General features: G+C 30.2%; 17 protein-coding genes. 7 read left to right on the forward strand and 10 right to left on the reverse strand.

Features of this window, described 5'->3' with window-relative positions; translation table 11 throughout:
* Positions 1-53 precede the first annotated feature (53 nt).
* Together GVY01_RS12725 and GVY01_RS02760 are read right to left on the reverse strand one after the other, a co-directional pair.
* Positions 54-155, reverse strand: coding sequence for an SAR1012 family small protein (locus GVY01_RS12725; protein WP_017638068.1), 102 nt, complete (start codon positions 153-155; stop codon positions 54-56).
* A gap of 103 nt (positions 156-258) precedes the next feature.
* The gene (locus tag GVY01_RS02760; protein ID WP_017638069.1) at positions 259-471 is read right to left on the reverse strand and encodes a TM2 domain-containing protein; all 213 of its coding nucleotides are present in this window, start codon (positions 469-471) and stop codon (positions 259-261) included.
* Between the two features lie 216 nt (positions 472-687).
* Here GVY01_RS02760 and GVY01_RS02765 point away from each other — a divergent pair, with 216 nt between their 5' ends.
* Positions 688-1,239 (forward strand): GNAT family N-acetyltransferase, encoded by a 552-nt coding sequence (locus GVY01_RS02765; RefSeq protein ID WP_017638070.1) that lies wholly within the window; start codon positions 688-690, stop codon positions 1,237-1,239.
* A gap of 47 nt (positions 1,240-1,286) precedes the next feature.
* Here the strand turns inward: GVY01_RS02765 and GVY01_RS02770 are convergent, their stop codons facing one another.
* A complete protein-coding gene (locus GVY01_RS02770; RefSeq protein ID WP_017638071.1) occupies positions 1,287-2,225 on the reverse strand; it encodes a 1,4-dihydroxy-2-naphthoate polyprenyltransferase in 939 nt (312 codons plus the stop codon).
* Positions 2,226-2,400: 175 nt separating this feature from the next.
* On the opposite strand from GVY01_RS02770, the gene GVY01_RS02775 reads away from it, so the two are divergent.
* Genes GVY01_RS02775 through menB form a run of 4 tightly spaced genes read left to right on the forward strand, consistent with a single transcriptional unit; the run spans position 2,401 to position 7,023 of the window.
* On the forward strand, positions 2,401-3,756 hold the full coding sequence (locus tag GVY01_RS02775) for an isochorismate synthase (protein WP_017638072.1): 1,356 nt from the start codon (positions 2,401-2,403) through the stop codon (positions 3,754-3,756).
* A complete protein-coding gene (gene menD, locus GVY01_RS02780; protein WP_017638073.1) occupies positions 3,749-5,422 on the forward strand; it encodes a 2-succinyl-5-enolpyruvyl-6-hydroxy-3-cyclohexene-1-carboxylic-acid synthase in 1,674 nt (557 codons plus the stop codon). Before GVY01_RS02775 ends, menD begins: the two co-directional genes overlap by 8 nt.
* Entirely contained in the window at positions 5,409-6,212 is an 804-nt protein-coding gene (gene menH, locus GVY01_RS02785; protein WP_159333634.1) for a 2-succinyl-6-hydroxy-2,4-cyclohexadiene-1-carboxylate synthase, read from the forward strand. The genes menD and menH overlap by 14 nt, the downstream gene beginning before the upstream one ends.
* The gene (menB, locus tag GVY01_RS02790; RefSeq protein ID WP_017638075.1) at positions 6,205-7,023 is read left to right on the forward strand and encodes a 1,4-dihydroxy-2-naphthoyl-CoA synthase; all 819 of its coding nucleotides are present in this window, start codon (positions 6,205-6,207) and stop codon (positions 7,021-7,023) included. Before menH ends, menB begins: the two co-directional genes overlap by 8 nt.
* A 78-nt stretch (positions 7,024-7,101) precedes the next feature.
* On the opposite strand, the gene GVY01_RS02795 is transcribed toward menB, so the two are convergent.
* Together GVY01_RS02795 and GVY01_RS02800 are read right to left on the reverse strand one after the other, a co-directional pair.
* The gene (locus GVY01_RS02795; protein WP_017638076.1) at positions 7,102-8,283 is read right to left on the reverse strand and encodes an aminotransferase class I/II-fold pyridoxal phosphate-dependent enzyme; all 1,182 of its coding nucleotides are present in this window, start codon (positions 8,281-8,283) and stop codon (positions 7,102-7,104) included.
* 138 nt (positions 8,284-8,421) lie between these two features.
* The gene (locus GVY01_RS02800) at positions 8,422-9,429 is read right to left on the reverse strand and encodes an acyltransferase family protein (RefSeq protein ID WP_017638077.1); all 1,008 of its coding nucleotides are present in this window, start codon (positions 9,427-9,429) and stop codon (positions 8,422-8,424) included.
* A gap of 153 nt (positions 9,430-9,582) precedes the next feature.
* On the opposite strand from GVY01_RS02800, the gene GVY01_RS02805 reads away from it, so the two are divergent.
* Positions 9,583-10,002, forward strand: a complete 420-nt coding sequence (locus tag GVY01_RS02805) for a MarR family transcriptional regulator (protein WP_017638078.1) — start codon at positions 9,583-9,585, stop codon at positions 10,000-10,002.
* A gap of 225 nt (positions 10,003-10,227) precedes the next feature.
* Here the strand turns inward: GVY01_RS02805 and GVY01_RS02810 are convergent, their stop codons facing one another.
* The 4 genes from GVY01_RS02810 to GVY01_RS02825 form a co-directional block, all read right to left on the reverse strand.
* A complete protein-coding gene (locus tag GVY01_RS02810) occupies positions 10,228-14,325 on the reverse strand; it encodes a glucosaminidase domain-containing protein (protein WP_159333635.1) in 4,098 nt (1,365 codons plus the stop codon).
* 236 nt (positions 14,326-14,561) lie between these two features.
* Positions 14,562-14,987 carry a GNAT family N-acetyltransferase gene (locus tag GVY01_RS02815; protein ID WP_017638080.1) on the reverse strand — a complete coding sequence of 142 codons (426 nt, stop codon included), beginning with the start codon at positions 14,985-14,987 and terminating at the stop codon, positions 14,562-14,564.
* A 76-nt stretch (positions 14,988-15,063) separates the two neighbouring features.
* The gene (locus GVY01_RS02820; protein WP_017638081.1) at positions 15,064-15,534 is read right to left on the reverse strand and encodes a DUF2538 family protein; all 471 of its coding nucleotides are present in this window, start codon (positions 15,532-15,534) and stop codon (positions 15,064-15,066) included.
* Between the two features lie 35 nt (positions 15,535-15,569).
* Positions 15,570-16,823, reverse strand: a complete 1,254-nt coding sequence (locus GVY01_RS02825) for an LCP family protein (protein WP_017638082.1) — start codon at positions 16,821-16,823, stop codon at positions 15,570-15,572.
* 782 nt (positions 16,824-17,605) lie between these two features.
* Here GVY01_RS02825 and GVY01_RS02830 point away from each other — a divergent pair.
* Positions 17,606-18,802, forward strand: coding sequence for a serine hydrolase domain-containing protein (locus GVY01_RS02830; protein ID WP_108016961.1), 1,197 nt, complete (start codon positions 17,606-17,608; stop codon positions 18,800-18,802).
* Positions 18,803-18,868: 66 nt separating this feature from the next.
* Here the strand turns inward: GVY01_RS02830 and rihC are convergent, their stop codons facing one another.
* A complete protein-coding gene (gene rihC, locus GVY01_RS02835) occupies positions 18,869-19,777 on the reverse strand; it encodes a ribonucleoside hydrolase RihC (protein ID WP_017637026.1) in 909 nt (302 codons plus the stop codon).
* Positions 19,778-19,843: the final 66 nt, after the last annotated feature.

Raw genomic sequence — 19,843 nt, forward strand, 5'->3', positions numbered from 1 at the left:
TAAAGCAAAAAGTCAGCCCATTTAGGACTGACTTTTTCACATAACTCAAATATTTATTTTCCACCGTTTGATTTACCTGAAATTAAATTGCGGATAGCTTTTACAATGTAACCTGTAATAACTATTCTAATTGCGCGTTTAATAATATTCATCATTAAAAAATCTCCCTTTATTTTTGTTCTATTTAAGTTATATATACCCAAATTTCAACATTTTAAATGTAAGATATGATTTTTATATGAATATTATAATCATTTTTTACCTTTCGAATACAATATATCCATCTTTATCAGCTTTTTTAGTAAATGCAACGATAATAGCGTGTACAATTGCTACAATACTAGGAATTCCTGTCCAAAAGAAAACGAGATGTAGTACGCCTTGACCAACTTTATCGGCATAAAATTTATGGACACCCACGCCGCCTAAAAAGATTGCTACAAGTATATAAATAAGTTTGTTCACTTTCATGATTGACTGCCTCCTTAATTTTTATTTTAAACAATTAAAGGTTAGTTATTCAATTAAACTGTAATTATAGGTATGTGTTATATATTATGATATCAACAAAGACATTTTTTAAATGAGTCATGATAACTATTGGAAATTAGATGATGACTTTCGTTTATATCGTAGCGTAGTTTCTATATAATTAAATTATGACACTTAATAAAGGAAGGGTATTTGATGATTAGACAAGCGCATCCTAGTGATAATAAAAGAATAGCGGAATTATGTTATATGATATGGGAAGACATGGAATTAGATATGGTGAAGCAAATAAGTAAAGAACGAATTATTCATATTTTAGAATTGAGTGTGGTCAATGTTAAATATCGTAGTTATTATGAGAACGTTTGGGTTTATGAGGAAGATGGCGAAGTAGCAGGTTGTTTAATTGCATATGATGGTGAAAATGAACTTGAATATGAAAAGAAATGGCTTGAACTTCCACTCGATGAAGATATCAGAGCATTTGGTACACCATTACCTATTAAAGAAGCAGAAGATGATGAAATGTATATCGAAACAGTTGCTACCTTCCCGGAATATAGAGGTAAAGGAATAGCCACAAGTTTATTAAAGTATGTGATTGAAAATCATTCCGATAAAAAATGGAGTTTAAATTGCGATTATGGTAATACTAGAGCACAAAGATTATACGAAAAACTAGGTTTTAAAACAGTTAGTGATATTGATCTATACGGTCATATATATCAACATATGATTAAACAATAAAAAAATCGACAATGAACATGTTCATTGTCGACTATCTATATATTTAATTAAATTGCGCCAAGTAATGCACTAATATAAATGCCTAATGCATATAAAATACCGAAAATAGTATTTGTTTTTCCTGTAGCAGCCATTGCTGGCATCATTGTTTCTGGTGTGTCGTTTTTATTAAATCTTCTAACAGCTTTAATTGGCATTGGGAATGACAATAATACTAATAAATAGAAGAGTGATCCACCAGATTTAAATAATGCAGTGAAAATGACAATTAAATACGCAACGATATACATAGTTGCCATAAAGATAACAGATGCTCGTTTACCAAGTAAAATTGGTAAAGTTTTACGTCCGCTTGCTTTATCTTTAACACGGTCTCTAATGTTGTTAGCCATGTTAATAAGACCAATTGTAATAACGATAGGAATACTTAACCATACAATTAATCCTTGTACATTTCCAGTTTGAATAAAGAATGATAAAAGAATAATAATCATACCCATAAACAAGCCGGAGAATAATTCACCAAACGGTGTCCAAGAAATTGGAATTGGACCGCCAGTATATAAATAACCAATCGCCATACATACAATTCCAATAGGAATAATCCAAAATGAACTTTGGAAAGCGAGGAATATACCTAGTAAAGCGGCAATAATGTAAAAGGCAATTGCGATGTTCATAACTAATTTAGGGCTCATACCATTACGTACAATAGCGCCACCAATACCTACGGATGTATGATCATCTAGACCTTTTTTAAAATCGTAATATTCATTAAACATGTTGGTAGCTGCTTGAATTAACAAACAAGCAAGTAACATTGCTAAGAATAAACTAAATTTTAGATGATCTTCGCTTCCTAGAAGATATAGTTTAGCCGATGCAGTACCCACTAACACGGGAACAACTGCAGCAGTTAAAGTATGAGGTCTCATTAATTGCCAATATTTTTTCACAGTTGAATATTGTTGATATTGATCTGCCATAATTTATAACCTCTTATTTTTTTATAGTTTTAACATTAATATTTTAAAGTAATTATTAATAAAGGTCAATTCACGTGAAAAATTGCATTACTTTATTAAGCAATTCCACTAAAATTAAGTTTGAAAAATGATACAATATACTAATGAGTAAATATAGAAGAAAGAAGTGAAATGAATGGCTGTTAACGTTAAAGAAGATGAGATTGTCAATAAGTTATATGGAAGCTCTAAAGATTGGGTCTCAGTAGAAGTTGAAATCAACCAAAGTATAGATCCAAGTACGTTATTTCATTTAACTGAATCACAAGCAGGTGATCGTTTTTATTTACGTCTAAACGATAATCAATCTTCATATTTCGGATATCATGCAATTCGAAAGTTCAAAAATAATTTCGAAAATAAACAGTCTATCTTTAAAGAATGGGAAGCCTTAAAAAAAGATATAGAATTAATACATCCAGATAGTGAAAAACACCATTTACGTTTATGTGGTGGTTTTCAATTTTCAAAACATAAATCAGATGATGAGTGGAGAGAATACGGTTTAAATCATTTTGTATTACCTGAAGTTTTAATCTCAACAGAGGGACAACGTCATTTTATCACTTACACAACAGAAAGAGATAAATTTGATATAGATGCTTTTAAAACATTAGTTAGTCAATTTGAGCAGGCCAATGTAGATTCATACGATGAGCATATAGGTAATGTGACAAGAATGGAAGATATTTATTTAGACGAATGGCGTGACTTGGTTAAAGAAGCCATCGAAAGTATAGATTATTCTAAGAAAATTGTCTTAGCACGTAGACGTTTAATTAAATTTGATGAAGAAATCAGCATTCCATATGTTTTATCTAAAGCTTTAAAAAATGAAAAAAATAGTTATATCTTTTTACTTGAATCAAATCAATCTGTCTTCTTTTCACAAACACCAGAACAATTAATCAAAGTTGAGAATCAAGTTCTATCTACTAAAGCTGTTGCTGGAACAATTAAACGATCTCATGATGAACAGGAAGATCAAGCGAATATAAATGCTTTTCTAAATGACAAAAAGAATTTAGGTGAACATCAATTTGTCGTTGAAAGTATCTTAAATGATATTCAACCTTATGTTGAAGATGTAGACTACAATGAAACACCTAATATTTTAAAAAATGACCATTTATATCACTTATATACACAAATAGAAGGTAAGTTAAATGATCATTCATATATTAGTTTAATCGATCGTTTGCATCCTACACCTGCATTAGGTGGATACCCTAAAGATGAAGCATTAGAATTTATTGAGAAAAAAGAATTTGGAACACGTGGTTTATATGGGTCACCAGTAGGTTTTATTGATGTATATGATGATTGTGAATTTATAGTAGCTATTCGTTCGATGTTAATTAAAGGCGATCAAGCAACATTATTTGCAGGTTGTGGAATAGTGAAAGACTCTGATCCAGATAGTGAAATTGCTGAAACAGCAGTAAAATTTTCACCAATGATGAATGCATTAGGAGTAGATGAAAATGAGTAATTATAATGAAGCATTAACAACTCAAGTATTTACATTTGCATCAGAATTATATGCTTATGGCGTAAGAGAAGTTGTAATTAGTCCGGGATCTCGTTCGACCCCATTAGCTATCGCATTAGAAGCGCATCCAAACATTAAAACTTGGATTCATCCAGATGAACGAAGCGCTGCCTTTTTTGCATTAGGTTTAATAAAAGGTAGCGAGAGACCTGTAGCTATATTATGTACTTCTGGCACAGCAGCGGCTAATTATACACCTGCAATTGCTGAAAGTCAGATTAGTCGTATACCACTTATTGTCTTAACTAGTGATCGTCCTCATGAATTAAGAAGTGTAGGAGCGCCACAAGCAATTAATCAAGTGAATATGTTTAGTAACTATGTGAATTTCCAATTTGATATGCCAATTGCTGATGGAACACCTAACATGCTAGATACTATTCATTATCAAATGCAAATTGCTAGTCAATATTTATTTGGACCACACAAAGGACCAATTCACTTTAATTTACCATTTAGAGAACCTTTAACACCTAATTTAGATAGAACAGAATTATTAAAATCAGAATCTAAGACACTACCACATTATCAAAAAATGATTGATGTTATGCCAATCAAAGAAAAAATAGAAAAAGATAAAGGTTTAATCATAGTAGGTGATATGCAACACCAAGAAGTTGACCAAATATTATCTTATGCAACTGAAAATGATTTACCTTTGTTAGCCGATCCGCTAAGTCAGTTAAGACGTAATAACCATCCTAATATTATTACTACTTATGATTTATTGTATCGAGCTGGTATGGATTGGGAAGTCGATTTTGTAATTAGAGTTGGTAAACCTGTTATATCTAAAAAGTTAAATCAATGGTTGAAGAATACATCAGCGTTTCAAATATTAGTTCAAAATAATGATAAAATTGATGTATTTCCAGTACCGCCTGATGTTTCTTATGAAATATCTGCGAATGACTTTTTCAGATCTTTAAAGAATAACCAACCTATTAATAGAAAAGCATGGATAGAGAAATGGCAAACATTAGAAAAGCAAGCTCGTATTGAAATAAATGATTATCTACAACATGCTACTGATGAAGCGGCTTATGTAGGAGAATTGATTTCAAAACTAACTAAACAAGATGCATTATTTGTAAGTAATAGTATGCCAGTAAGAGATGTTGATAATCTATTATTTAATAGTGAAGCTGAAATCTATGCCAATCGTGGTGCCAATGGTATTGATGGTGTTGTATCTACAGCATTAGGTATGGCAGTTCATAAACATGTTACTTTATTAATTGGAGATTTAGCTTTTTACCACGATATGAATGGACTACTCATGTCAAAATTAAATAACATACACTTAAATGTAATTTTATTGAATAATGATGGGGGAGGTATCTTTTCATATTTACCTCAAAAATCATCTGCATCAGAATACTTTGAGCGTTTATTTGGTACACCAACTGGGTTGGATTTTGAACATGCCGCATTATTATATGAATTTAATTTCAAACGTTTTAATACTTTATCTGAATTTAAAGATATGACGCTTTCACAATCCGGCGCTATCGTATATGAAATCATTACTGATAGAGAAGACAATTTACAGCAACATCAAATTTTATATAAGAAATTGAGTGAAATAATTAATGCTACATCATAAATTTTATTCATCCAACAAACCATCCAATCAATTGTTGATTATGTTACATGGCTTTATTAGTGATGGATCAACATTTGATAGTCATATAGATACGTTGACTAAACAAGTTAATGTATTGACTGTTGATTTGCCAGGACATGGTAATGATGATTCACCTATGGACCAAGAATGGAACTTTTCATATATAAGTCAACAATTAGACCAAATATTAAGTGAATATCATCAATATCATCAATATTTATTAGGTTATTCTATGGGTGGTAGAGTATCACTTTACTATGCATTACATGATACTAATGAATTGTCAGGTTTAATATTAGAAAGCACGTCGCCCGGTATACAAAAAGAAGAAGATCAGATAGAACGACAACAAGTTGATAATGCTAGAGCGAAAGTATTAGAAATTGCTGGACTGGAAATATTTGTTAACGATTGGGAAAGATTACCGTTATTTGCATCCCAATATGATTTAGATAAATCAGTTAAAAAACAAATTCGTCAAAACAGAATGAATCAAGATCCTAGTAAGTTAGCAAAAGCTTTGAGAGATTATGGTACAGGGCAAATGCCAAATTTATGGCCATCACTTATTAACATTCAAATACCGACAATTATATTAGCTGGTCAAAAAGATGAGAAATTTGTAAATATTGCCCAAAAGATGAATGAACAAATTATTAATAGTAGAAAAACAATAGTTTCTGAAGTAGGTCATACAATTCACGTGGAAGATAGCGCGGAATTTGATACAATAATATTAGGTTTTTTAAAGGAGGAGCAAAATGACTAGACAGTGGGAAACACTTAGAGAATATGATGAAATTAAATATGAATTTTACGATGGAATTGCAAAGGTAACAATTAATCGTCCAGAAGTACGTAATGCATTTACACCTAAGACAGTAGCTGAAATGATTGATGCCTTTTCACGTGCGCGTGATGATCAAAAAATATCAGTTATTATTTTAACTGGTGAAGGAGATAAAGCATTCTGTTCTGGTGGAGATCAGAAGAAACGTGGACACGGTGGTTATGTTGGCGAAGATGACATTCCTCGTTTAAATGTATTAGATTTACAACGTTTAATCAGAGTTATTCCAAAACCAGTTATCGCAATGGTACGTGGTTATGCTATTGGTGGAGGTAACGTATTAAACGTAGTATGTGACTTAACTATTGCAGCAGACAATGCTATTTTCGGACAAACTGGTCCTAAAGTAGGTTCATTTGATGCTGGTTATGGTTCTGGTTATTTAGCAAGAATTGTTGGACATAAGAAAGCAAGAGAAATTTGGTACTTATGTCGTCAATATAATGCACAAGAAGCATTAGACATGGGATTAGTTAATACTGTCGTTCCATTAGATCAAATAGAAGACGAAACAGTTGCTTGGTGTCAAGATATCATGAAACATTCACCAACAGCACTACGTTTCTTAAAAGCAGCTATGAATGCAGATACAGATGGCTTAGCAGGTTTACAACAAATGGCTGGAGATGCAACTTTACTTTATTATACAACTGATGAAGCTAAAGAAGGTCGTGACGCATTTAAAGAAAAACGTGACCCTGACTTTGACCAATTCCCTAAATTCCCATAAGATTTGATATAAACGAACCCCTTAAAGTATGGTGTTAAAGCCATCATACTTTAAGGGGTTTTTTACTGTGTTTATGATTTATTTATTAGTTGGAAATTGTTCCGGATATTGCTCTTTTAAATAATCTTCTAAACGTGACATACCTTCTTTGAGTAATGACATATCATAAGCATAAGAAATTCTTACATGGCCTTTCCCAATATCTGTAAAGGACGAACCAGGTACCATAGCAACGTGAGCTTTTTCTAACACATCAACACAAAAATTAAAATCATCATCTGTATAATTTTTTATACTTGGGAAAATGTAAAATGCGCCTTCAGGTACAGCATTTAATTCGAAACCAAGGTCTTGAAGTTTTTCGATTAAATAGTCACGACGCTCAATATAAGCTTTATTCATATATTTTGGCGCTTCTAAACCTTCATTTAATGCAGCGATACATGCATGTTGAGCTGGAACATTTGTACAAATGCAATTATATGCATGCATGAAAGTTAATTTTTCAATTAAATATTCTGGTCCAATTAAAAATCCAACACGGATACCAGTTGCTGAATGTGATTTACTTAAACCACTGATGAGTATTAATTGATCTCTAATCTCATCGAATTCAGCGAAAGAAGTATGAACACCATTAAACGTGTTTTCTGCATAGATTTCATCACTAATGATAAATACATTATATTTAGACAATGTATTTACAATATCGCTGACTTCTTCACGATTTAATGTCACGCCTGTAGGATTTGTAGGATAATTAAGTAAAACAGCTTTTGTATTTTCATTGATATATTGATTCAACAATTCTGGTGTGATTTTGAAAGATGTTTCGGTAGTATCAATAAATTTTGGCACAGCACCTAAAGTTTGAATTAAAGGGATATAGCCCGCATATGTAGGACTTGGAATGATAATTTCATCTCCTGGATTGATAATACTACGCAATGTAGTATCTAAAGCTTCACTAGCACCATTAGTCATAATTATTTCATCAACACTATATTCGAAACCATATTTATTTTGATAATAATTACTTATAGCCTGTCTAGCTTCTATGATCCCTTTATTGTGAGAATAACTTGTTTGGTCATTTTTAATGGCTTTGATGTAAGCGTCTTTTACCACTTCTGGCATATGAAAATCAGGCTGCCCAATTGTTAAATTGATACAATCATCAATATCTTTCATACGGTTTGAAAATTGTCGAATACTAGGTGCTTTTAAAAATTTTGACTGCTCATTTAATTGTAATTTCATAAATCATTACTCCTCTAAAAAATACCAAAATATAGTACTTTTAATGTTTGAAATGTCGTATAATTCTTTCAAATTATTACAATCATAACATATTTTAAGCACTACATTTTGGTATACGAATTAATTTTATAATAAACATTACCCTTTGAATTTAGAAGGGGATTTTAAGTTTATGATTGGATTTGTCCATTTACATATCCACCGGTTCGATAAGATATAAACTATAATGCCAGATGTAATAAATAAAAATAGATAAGTAAATACAGAAATTGGCGATTTAAATGGATAGAGTTCAAATCCACGAATAATACCAATAATTAAACCATGTAATAAATAGACATACATTGTCCTACTACCAATATAGGTATAAAAACGTAATTTTTGAGATGTTAAATTTAAGAATGCAAACATCGAAACTAATATAACTACATATAATAGTAAACGTTTCAGTGGACTATATACGTCTTCGGCATTTTGTTCTAATGAAGTGTAAGGTGTGCTACCCAATAACCAATCAGAATTAATTGGATGTAAATAATAACCTACAAAGTAAAGGATAAATACAAGAATGGAGATAGGCACCCATTTTTTACTTCTTAACACCATACTTTGGTTTTTAGTAAATAAATGACCTAAATAGAAAATTGGGAAGAATACAATGGTACGAGAAATACTCATGTATTCATCAATGTTAGCCGAATAACCGGCAAATACTGAAAAAACAATGGAAATAGTAAGAACAATCCATGGATTATATCTTCTTACAATAACTAAAACGACATGGAAGAAGAATAACGTTAATAAAAACCATAATGCAAATACAGGGTTGAATGGATCTAATTGTAAACTATCGCTTTTTCCAGTTAAAAAATAATACACCGAGTAAAATGCGAAAAATATGAAATACGGTAATAATAATTTTTTAGCAATATTTTCTAAATAATAAGGTTTGTCTAAATTTTTAGCAAAGTAACCTGATATAAATAAAAATGTTGGCATGTGGAAACTATAAATAACTAGATATAGTGCTGATAAATTTTTATCTTCTGAAGTATACGGCTGTAATAGATGTCCAAACACTACTAAAAATATAAGTATCGCTCGGGCATTATCAAAAAAATAATCCCTGTCCTTAATGGAAGGCATAAATATGTCTCCTTTTTATTGTTTAACTGTACTTAATTTATTATATTTTATGGCGATAATGCAACGATTTTGACTACAATATAAAATTCTATTGTATATCTTATAAAAAAAGCATATAATATTATCAACTAAATAAAGTGGAGTAGAAACAGCATGTATAAACAACTTGAAAAACTTATTACACTTACTAACAACGATTTGAATATAGTTAACCGACGCTTTGGACAAAGAACAGACATTACATCAGAACAATTAGAGTTATTACGAATACTGTATAATTACGACCGTTTATCACAATATGATTTAACAATGAAGATTAGTCGAGAACAATCGATTGTGTCACGATGGATTAAAAAACTTGTATTGAAAGGATATATTACAAGTCAGCAGTCACATGAAGATTTAAGATGTAAGGAATTAATTCTTACAGAGGAAGCACGAGCATTAATTAAGCAGATAAATACTGCTCGATGTGAATTAATAGAGGTTAGATGTCAATGCTTATCAGAAAACGAAATCGAAAGTTTAAATCAATTATTAAACAAGTTAAATAGTCGCCATAGTTTTCATTAATGGATGATAAAGATATTAAAAATGTCGTGAGTCAATGATTTATAGATTTAATAAATATAAAGAAAGCAATTTCTATTGAAATAAGATAGAAATTGCTTTCTTTATTTATATCGGAATAATATTAACAAGAAAATTTCCTTTTAAAGGTTATAGGATCATAGAAAAGAGAAGGGGGACGTAATAAAAATCGACTAACAAGAATTATCTTGTTAGTCGAAATAAGAATTATTTAAATGTAGGAATATCAAAGAATTTACCAACTTCTCCGATTTGATCATATAATCCTTTTAATACTTGTGCATTTGAATCTGCCCAATTAATATCTGTTGCATATTGATGTGTACCTGGGTGTGCAGGATTCCAACGCATTTTGTATAACGTGTTTTGTCCAGCTTTCACATATGAATTACCTATGAATTTAGCTCCACCGATAATCGCTTTTGAAACTGAATTCCAACCAGACGCTTTAGCAAAGTTTAATCCTTCGCCTAGAGCATTATAGTCGTAAGCACCAATACCAAATACATTATGATATTTAGTTGCAGAACGAGTATTTACTACACCGTTTGTAATGTTAGCACCTTTAGCTAATTGAGATTGTCCATTTCCAGTTTCTAATAAAGCATGTGAAATTAAGTAAATTTCATTTAAGCCATATTTTTTAGCCGCTTGACTAAATGCTGCACCTTGGTTTTCAAGTACGCCTTTACCTTTAAGTAATTTATTTAAAGTAGCTTCAGATAAATACTGTGGTTGATCTAAACGTAAAAATTGATATTTAGATACAGGATTTTTAGCTAATTTATTAGAATCCATAGCATTTTTTGTTTCATAGTAAGTTGCATTTGACCATACGCCAGGAGTTCTTTGAACTTGTGGGCCATAGCTTAAATTACTTTGAATAGAAGCCATTTGGTTTAATGTACGTCCTGTATTTGAATACTTAACCAATTCTTTTGTTAAATCGTTTGCTTTAACCCAAGCATATTTACCATTAGTTAATTTACCGTAATACCAAGTAACACCATTTTGTTGTTTTTGTTTAATGACTACAAATGGTTTTTCATAATAAGTTTTTAATGAATAACCGTTCTTTGCAGCAGGATCATCATAATAATAACCATTATTATTTTTGATAACGAAAGTATAATTATATGGCGTTGCAGGATTATTAGTATTAGATTGTTCTAAGTCTTTTGCTGCAATCCAACCAGTGCGATTGTTAACTGTACCATATAAATATTTTTCGTTACCTACATATATAGCTTTTGAAGCGTTAAAAGTTTGATTTACTAATTGACTTGTAGGTAATAATTGTTGGTTTTTAGTTCCCCATGCAATTGAATAAAGCCCATTATTATTGCTATTCACTTTATATTTACCTGTTTCTTTAGCTTCATTTCCTAGGTTTTGAACATTAATATCATTAATGTTAACCCAGCCTAATGGTGTGTTTGATACTGTGTTTTGTAATAACACATAAGTTTGATTACCTTCAGTTCTTTGTTTAGAAATTGTGAAAGTACGATTTGCGTATTTAGCACCATTTTTAGCTGTTTTATCATATACAGAACTACGAATACCAGAGTTGTTAAGTTTTACTTGACCAATTTTTTTAGTAGTTTGAGTAATGTTAGTTTTAGCCGTAGTTTGAGTTTTAGGTGTTTCTTCGTTTGTTACAGCATATGATTTAAAAGCCATTTTAGGTTTAGCAACAGTTGATTTAGTTGAAGTTGGTTCAGATAAATAATACTTACTAATCCAACCAGTGATACCATTTACAGTTCCATATAGATAAGTAGCTTTATCAATTTGTTGCTGTTTAGTAGCTTTAAATGTTTGGTTACCGTTACCTGAAACTGTTCCTGCTTCTTGTTTATAAGTACCCCAAGGAACTGTATAAGCTTTTGTACCAGGTTTAACGCTATATGAATGATTTACAGAAGTAGGTGATTTAGCCGTATTATAGACTACATCTCCTTGTTTAACCCAACCATAAGTTTTGCCAGTATTATAATCTTGAACTAAGTAAAATTTATCATTACCTAATGTAGCTGTTTTAGAAACTGCTAATGTTTTTTGTACTTCTTTTGTTGTTTTACCAGATTTATCGTAAACAGTTGTATATAAACCACTATTTTTAGAATTGATTTGAGCTACGCCATTATTTGCTGCAACTGTTAATTTATTATTAGTAGTTGTAGGCTTAGTTGTTGGTTTTGTAGCTGGTTTAGTAGTGTTAGTAGGTGTAGTTAAATAAGCTTTACTAATCCATCCAGTTAAACCGTTAACTGTACCATATAAATATGTTGATTTATCAATTTGTTGTTGTTTAGTAGCTTTAAAAGTTTGATTTCCTTTTCCTGAAACTGTACCAGCTACTTGTTTACTAGTACCCAAAGGTACTGTATAAGCTTTAGTACCAGATTTAACATTATAAGATTGATTAACTTTTACTGGTGATTTAGCTGTATTATAAATTACTTCATTTTGTTTAACCCAACCAAATTTTTCCCCAGTATTATAATCCTGTACAAGGTAAAATTTATCATTACCTAATGTTGCAGTTTTAGTTACTGATAATGCTTTTTGTACTTCTTTAGTAGAGTGACCTTTTTTGTCATAAACAGTTGTGTATAGTCCACTATTTTTTGTGTTAATTTGAGCCATACCATTATTTGCAGCAACTGTTAATTTACTATTACTAGTTGAAGGTTTAGTAGTAGGTTTAGTTGTTGTACTTCCACTAGAAGGTTTAGTTGTACTTGTTGAAGTAGTACCCCAAGGTGCAACTTGTCCCATTTTAATTTGATATTTTTCATTGATTAAATCGTATAATTCATTATAACTATAATTATGTTGTTTAAAGTAACCATGTGGGTCAGCATGGTCTGTACCACCTAACCATCTACTAATTGCTGAATGTGTCCAAACAGTACCGTTACCATCGTTTTCAGCGCTATTAGGTTTTAAACCATAATATTGTAATTGTGTTGCAGCGTAATCAGCATAGTTGTTCATTGAACGTGCAAATGAATCATAGTCATGTGTATGAACAATTTCAACGTTTATATAACGTTCATTACCGTATGGACCAGCTCCCCATGATAAGTAATCAGTAGGGGCAGTTTCGATGATTCTGTTGCCGTCTACAAACGCATGTACGAAAGCTGAGTTGTAATTGTTCTTCATGTAATTGATTTCGCCCGTAATTGTTGAATTTTCATTAGCTGTATCATGGACAACAATTCCTTCAGGTTTACCTACACCATTTCTGTATCCATATTTAGGGAAGTAAGATGAATAATCTTCTTCAATCTGAGGTGCTTTAAAATTCTTTTTACGAATATAATCATTTATTGAAGATTTCACTGCTGGTTTGTATTTTGGTAAAGAAGATGTTGCTTTTTTAGCAGTTGCATACATCATTCTTGGTTTGGCTACTGATCTAAAAGTAGACACTTGATTATTTGATGAATCGTTCACTTTAGCTGATTCAACTTTAGCTGATTCCTTAGTATCATTTTTAGTGTTTGTTGTATTAGTGTTTGTTGATTTTGTAGTTTGATTAGAGATAGCTGATTTATCTGTTTTATTACTTTCAGATTGTGCAGTTGTTACTGTTTGTTTAGTAGTGTCATTTGAATTGTTATCTGACACATTTTCACTCTCAACATCATCTTCATCATCAATTAAACTATAACCACCATTATTTTTAACTGTTTGCTTAGTTGATTGGTTAGTAGATTCAGTGTTTTCATTTTGACTAGTTTCTTGGCTAGTTTTATTTTTTACATTATTATCTGTATCTTGAGTTTGCTGTTGAGCTTGAGCATTAGTGTTATTGTCAGTTTGTTCTTTAACAGCTTCATTATTATCGTTAGTTGATTTATCAGAGTCAACGTTAGTTGTTGATTGATTATCAGTAGCATCAGTACTCACATCTTTTTGATTGTCAGTATCATTTTGTTTAGATTCTTTATCAGAATTTGTACTATCACTTGTTGTATTAGTAATATTTGTTACATCTGCAGTATCATTTTGTTTAGATGTATCATTATCTTCTGTAGAAGTAGTCTGTACAGGTTTTACTTTAGTTGGATCTTGATAAGTTTGAGTACCAGAAATATTTTGTGTTGGGTTACTCACTTCTTTTTTAGCATTGTTAGCTTGTTTTAAGGTTGTTTGGTCATCCAGTACATTCTTGTTTTTAGTTTGGTCTTGAGTAGCTTCTGCTGCATCTGCATGGTGAGCCGTAAATGCTGTTCCAAATAAAGTTAGTGCAACCATTGACGGTAATTTGTAATTGAATTTTTTCGCCATTATTATAATTACTCCTTGTATGTTATGAATTTGTATTAATTATAATATGCGAAAATAAAAGTGTATTGTTTTTAACAGATTTGTAATAGAACTTTAACCTATAACTTTTTAAATTTATTACGATGTAAGGGGTTTAAACATTGATAGTACGCAAGTAATTTCATATAAAAAATTAATTTGTGGTTAATGAAATATTACAAAGTATGACAAAGAAAATAATTTGAGAATACTATATGTTACAAATGTTTTTCCATAACGATATGCTTAATATTTTCTTCATCAAATGGTTCGCCTACAACGTTGTAACCTAATTTTTCATAAAAGGAGATTGCGTAGTGTTGAGCATTCATTGTTAAAAATGTTAATTGATTTTCATTAGCTGTTTGTTCAACAAAATTCAATAATTTTAATCCTAAGCCTCGACCTCTATAATCTTTTAAAATTGCTACGCGTTCGACTTTTCCGGTAGTTTCATTCAATAAGCGTATTCGTGCTGTTGCAATAGGGTGGTTATCATTGTCATAGCCAATGACATGAATTGCATTCTCATCATATTCATCAATTTCATGATCTTCTGGCACATTTTGCTCTTTAACAAACACTTCTTTTCTAATTTCAAAACACGCTTCTAACATTTCTTTATTCGTAACTTTATAGAACATATTTAGTCTCCTTTATTATAAAAAAGGAAGAAGCCCGGTTATTTGATGACTTCTTCCTTAAGTGATATTTAATATTTTATAATGCTTCTTTTCTTATAATTGCAGTGTATTGCCAAAAAATTCTCATTTGAGCGATATTCCAATTATTCATTCCCATTGTATAACCAGATGGTTTAAATAGATTTACATCAGTTACTTCAAGTGCAGCAGCAATTAAATATTGTAACGGTACGCTAATACTTTTCATTTCTTCAGTAATACCATTTTCATCATATACCCAAGTAAATGGTAAATCAGATTCGAAAATATCTACTTTATTAAATATTTCTGGTAGGGCTACAATATAACACGCTCCATCTACAACAGGATTATTTGCACTTTCTTTATAATAAATGAGTAAAGCCTCGTAGTTTTCTCTATGTTCATGGTTTACATAAAAGAATTCATTTCTAAATAAAGCCATGTCTTTACTATGAATAATTTGTTGTTCTAAAACGTTAAACATACCATTTATATTAGCGATTTTTTCATACGTTTTTCGTGACATTTAAGCAGCTCCTCTCATTAAATAATATATTAAAATTAATAAGCAGTAGTATCTTGTTGTTGTTGGTAATTTTGATTATTAACGGTATTATCTTGTTGCGTGTTCATACCGTTGTTTTGATTATCCATTTGTTGATTGTTTTGAGTTTGATCGTTAGTTCCACTGTTTTGTTGATCATCATTATTACTGTCATTACTGCTATCATTATTATCTTTATCTTTTTTGTCATCAGTTGTATCATTTTGACCTTTTCTTAAAAGAGAATCATCTAGTTCAGTTAATGGTACTAGAGAGCCATAATGATCAATAACTCTTTGATTTAAGAAATCATCTTTATCAGTAATTTTAGATAATCCTAAATCAGTACGCAAGATGTTTGAATATTTCTGGATACTACTAATGCTAGGATTGTAATAATAAACGCCATCTAACATATCATCATCACCTTCTAGTTGTGATTTTTTCATTTTAACACTGTCAGATAGGTACATTCTAGATAATGATTTAATCTCAGATTTAGTTAAATTATGCTTAGCATTTTTACCTACAATATTAATAACTTCATCTAATTTATCAAATGAATCAAGTGTTTGTGCTTTTTTGAATAATATTTTAATTAAGTCCATTTGACGTTGTCCACGTTTTAAGTCTGAGTCATGGTGGCGCGTTCTAGCAACTGCTAATGCTTCATCACCATTTAATTTTTGATAGCCTTTTTTAATTTTAATTCTACCTGTATCATCACTATTTGGTTCGTTTAAATTATATGGAACATCATAGTAAATGCCACCAAGTTCATCGACAGCTTCAACGAATGCTTTCATATTAACACGTGCATAGTAATCAACTGGCACATTCATTGTTGCTTCAACGGAATCCATTGCAGCAATTGGGCCACCGTATGCATGGGCATGAGTGATTTTGTCATAATAACCTACTTTAGGAATGTAACTTATCGTATCACGGGGGATACTCAACATTCTAATTTGATGTTTTTTTTGATTAAAAGTAGATAAAATCATCGCGTCAGATCTTGAATGTTCCAAGCTTTGTCCGTTTTTTTCTCGTCCTTCATTATCATCAATTCCTAAAAATAATATAGAAATTGGATCTTTTTCAGGGTTGACCTTTGAACTTCTTAGATTTGATTGACGATCTGCGTTACTTTTATCTTGAGAAGATTCAAACGCTTTTTCTGAAGATTTGAATAGGTTACTAGCAAAAACAACAGGAATAGCAATAAGAGCGAAAGTCAGTAGAATTAAAAAGTATTTAAAGAATTTATTCATATTTGTTGCTCCTAAACATTATTAACTTATTTTTAAATATATGATTAAAATTTATGTAGTTTCTTCGTATTGTTGTCTATAATTTTTCACACTATAGCCCTAAATTGTATTACTTTATAGTAAAAATTACAACTCATATATCAATAAATAGTATTGAATTCTAAAATTTTATTTATATCTTATAGTATAAATGATTGATGGTAAGAAATGTGAGTATTTGATTACATTTATTGTGACACTTTAATAACCAATATAACAATTCAAATTCAACAATTATTATTATGCATATTTATACTTATGCTAATTTATGTTGAAACTATTTGCTATTATGATCTTATCTAAACAATTCATTTCCATTTTTATTAAATTGACTGGCGTTAAAATACTGTGTTGTCAGTTTCATAAAATTTTTTAAGATATTATTATTTATGGTACTAAAGTACTATGTAATCTTTCTGTTAAAGGTGTACTATATAATTAAAGTGATTTTATGCATAAAATGATTTATAATTATGCATATCATATTTATTGAGTAACATCGTAGTAATCACAATAGCTTTATAATTTTTTAAGATCTTTATAGAGGTAATTAATAAAAAAAGGGAGGATTAAATTTAAAGTAAGGTAATAGAAATTAAATTGATAGATACGTTCAAGACAAAATAAAAGACAAATAGATATATTTTTCAGCGAGTATTATGGATATAAAAGTAAGACCTTGATATCTAATGTTTATATTTCTAAGAAAAATATTGATATTATTATGTGAGGCAAATTTCGAAATGAAACTAAACAAGATTAAGATTGTGTTTTTCATCATTGTGTTAATTATACTAATCATATTAATGATAATTTTTGGAAAAAAATGGAACGAATATCTGCACATGGATAGTCGGTACTTCCAAAAAAATGATAATGCTACATATATTATTAAAAAAGATAAACATGAGAAAGCACCTAAAAAGCTAAAAACCGTTGTTAATAAGAAAAAACCTATATATAAAGAAATTGATAACTATTTAAAAGATACAAATTTTAATGGTACTGCTGCTATATTTGAAAATGGTAAGATTAAGTTGAATAAAGGTTATGGCTTTCAAAACTTTGAATCTGGTAAAAAGAATACAGCTAATACAATGTATCTTATCGGTTTATCACAAAAATTCACTACTGGATTAATGTTAAAACAACTTGAATTAGAAAATAAAGTGAATATCAATGATCCAGTAACCAAATATTTACCTTGGTTTAAAACAAGTAAAGAAATCACATTAAAAGATTTGATGTTACATCGAAGTGGGTTATACAAATATAAAGCATCAACAAATATTAAAAATTTAGATCAAGCAGTCAAAACAATTCAACAAAGAGGTATAGATGAAAATTATTACCATAAAGATCATTACAATGATGGGAATTATTTAGTGCTTGCGAAAGTTATCGAGCAGGTTACAAATAAGCCTTATGTTGCCAATTATTACAATAGATTAGGTAATCCATATCAATTACAACATACAGCTTTCTTTGATGAAAAATTATATCGTAAAAATATGGCAAATGGATACAAATTGACTCATAATAAATTTTCTTTGATGCATCCTAAAATATTAAACCAATATTATGGCGCTGGTAATTTATATATGGCTCCATATGATATGGGCAAATTAGTCAATGCACTGCAACAGTATAAGATATTTAATGCAGATACAGCTAATCCATTTTTACATGAATTTGGTACTAAAGAATATCCAATTGAATATAGATATGGTTTCTACGTTACTCCTACAATGAATAGGATTAATGGCGTGTTCTTCGGACAAATATTTACTGTTTACTATAATGATAAATATACTGTTGTTTTAGCAAGTAATTTAATTACAGAAAATGAAAAAGCGAATGAAAACAAAATGAAACATATTTTCTATAATATGCTTCATCAAAAAAAGGAATATAACGTTCCTGGTGTTAAAGTAAAATAATAATAAATTAAACAACTGAACGCACATATATTGTCTGTTGAGACACTAAATATGTGCGTTCTATTTTTATTTACAATATGAAAGGGCGTTTAAAAATAAATCTTGATAGTGTGTTGAAATAGGGGAATGTACTACCTTACAATTTGGTTCTAGCGACTCAAAATCAACAACAGTGGCACCCTTAGTTAATAAACCATGAAGCTCAATCTGTACATTGGCATCATAAACGTTAAATATATCTGGATTAATTAAATATAAAATTGTAAATACATCATATAACTTTATACCTTCGTGAACATTTTCAGTTCTGTAATGTTGTAATAAATGATATAACATATTTCCTGTTTGATTAACTTGTTTAATTTCTTTTATAAAATCATGTGAGAACATAGCTTTTCTTGCTAAATCTAATCCAATCATCACAACTGGTATTTGTGCATTAAAAACAATGTTTGCTGCTTCTGGATCACAATATATATTAAATTCTGCTAAAGGTGTGACATTGCCTCTACCGCTACTACCACCCATAATAACAATTTGTTTGATATTCGATTTTACTTCAGGATAAGTAGCTAAAAGTAATGCAATATTTGTTAATGGTCCAATAGCAACAATAGTTATTGGATAAGAACTCTTCATAATTTCATCTTTGATTGCTTCTATTGAATTTGTTTGTGGAATATGATGATTTTCAAATGATTCAAAATCATAGCCGTCCATTCCTGACTCGCCATGTACTTCGGCTGCATCAACAGGATCGGAAATTAAAGGACGAGCTGTACCTTTATAAACTGGGACTTTACTATCGAAAAAATGAACTAATTTAAGTGCATTGTTCGTTGTTTTATCAACATTCACATTTCCATTAACAGTAGAAATCATTTTAACTTCTATATTAGGATGACTCAATGCCAAGCTGATGGCAGCTGCATCATCAATACCTGGATCAGTATCTATAATAATAGGTATGACCACTGATACCAACTCCTCTCATTTATCATTAGTTCTATTTTGACGTAAAAAAGACCTACTAGCAATGCT

The organism is Staphylococcus sp. 8AQ (genome assembly GCF_902506595.1).
GTDB classification, from domain to species: Bacteria; Bacillota; Bacilli; order Staphylococcales; family Staphylococcaceae; genus Staphylococcus; species Staphylococcus pasteuri.

Coding starts and splice junctions, on each gene's coding strand:
- GVY01_RS12725 (WP_017638068.1), bottom strand. CDS start 155: ATGATGAATATTATTAAACGCGCAATTAGAATAGTTATTACAGGTTAC.
- GVY01_RS02760 (WP_017638069.1), bottom strand. CDS start 471: ATGAAAGTGAACAAACTTATTTATATACTTGTAGCAATCTTTTTAGGC.
- GVY01_RS02765 (WP_017638070.1), top strand. CDS start 688: ATGATTAGACAAGCGCATCCTAGTGATAATAAAAGAATAGCGGAATTA.
- GVY01_RS02770 (WP_017638071.1), bottom strand. CDS start 2,225: ATGGCAGATCAATATCAACAATATTCAACTGTGAAAAAATATTGGCAA.
- GVY01_RS02775 (WP_017638072.1), top strand. CDS start 2,401: ATGGCTGTTAACGTTAAAGAAGATGAGATTGTCAATAAGTTATATGGA.
- menD (WP_017638073.1), top strand. CDS start 3,749: ATGAGTAATTATAATGAAGCATTAACAACTCAAGTATTTACATTTGCA.
- menH (WP_159333634.1), top strand. CDS start 5,409: ATGCTACATCATAAATTTTATTCATCCAACAAACCATCCAATCAATTG.
- menB (WP_017638075.1), top strand. CDS start 6,205: ATGACTAGACAGTGGGAAACACTTAGAGAATATGATGAAATTAAATAT.
- GVY01_RS02795 (WP_017638076.1), bottom strand. CDS start 8,283: ATGAAATTACAATTAAATGAGCAGTCAAAATTTTTAAAAGCACCTAGT.
- GVY01_RS02800 (WP_017638077.1), bottom strand. CDS start 9,429: ATGCCTTCCATTAAGGACAGGGATTATTTTTTTGATAATGCCCGAGCG.
- GVY01_RS02805 (WP_017638078.1), top strand. CDS start 9,583: ATGTATAAACAACTTGAAAAACTTATTACACTTACTAACAACGATTTG.
- GVY01_RS02810 (WP_159333635.1), bottom strand. CDS start 14,325: ATGGCGAAAAAATTCAATTACAAATTACCGTCAATGGTTGCACTAACT.
- GVY01_RS02815 (WP_017638080.1), bottom strand. CDS start 14,987: ATGTTCTATAAAGTTACGAATAAAGAAATGTTAGAAGCGTGTTTTGAA.
- GVY01_RS02820 (WP_017638081.1), bottom strand. CDS start 15,534: ATGTCACGAAAAACGTATGAAAAAATCGCTAATATAAATGGTATGTTT.
- GVY01_RS02825 (WP_017638082.1), bottom strand. CDS start 16,823: ATGAATAAATTCTTTAAATACTTTTTAATTCTACTGACTTTCGCTCTT.
- GVY01_RS02830 (WP_108016961.1), top strand. CDS start 17,606: ATGAAACTAAACAAGATTAAGATTGTGTTTTTCATCATTGTGTTAATT.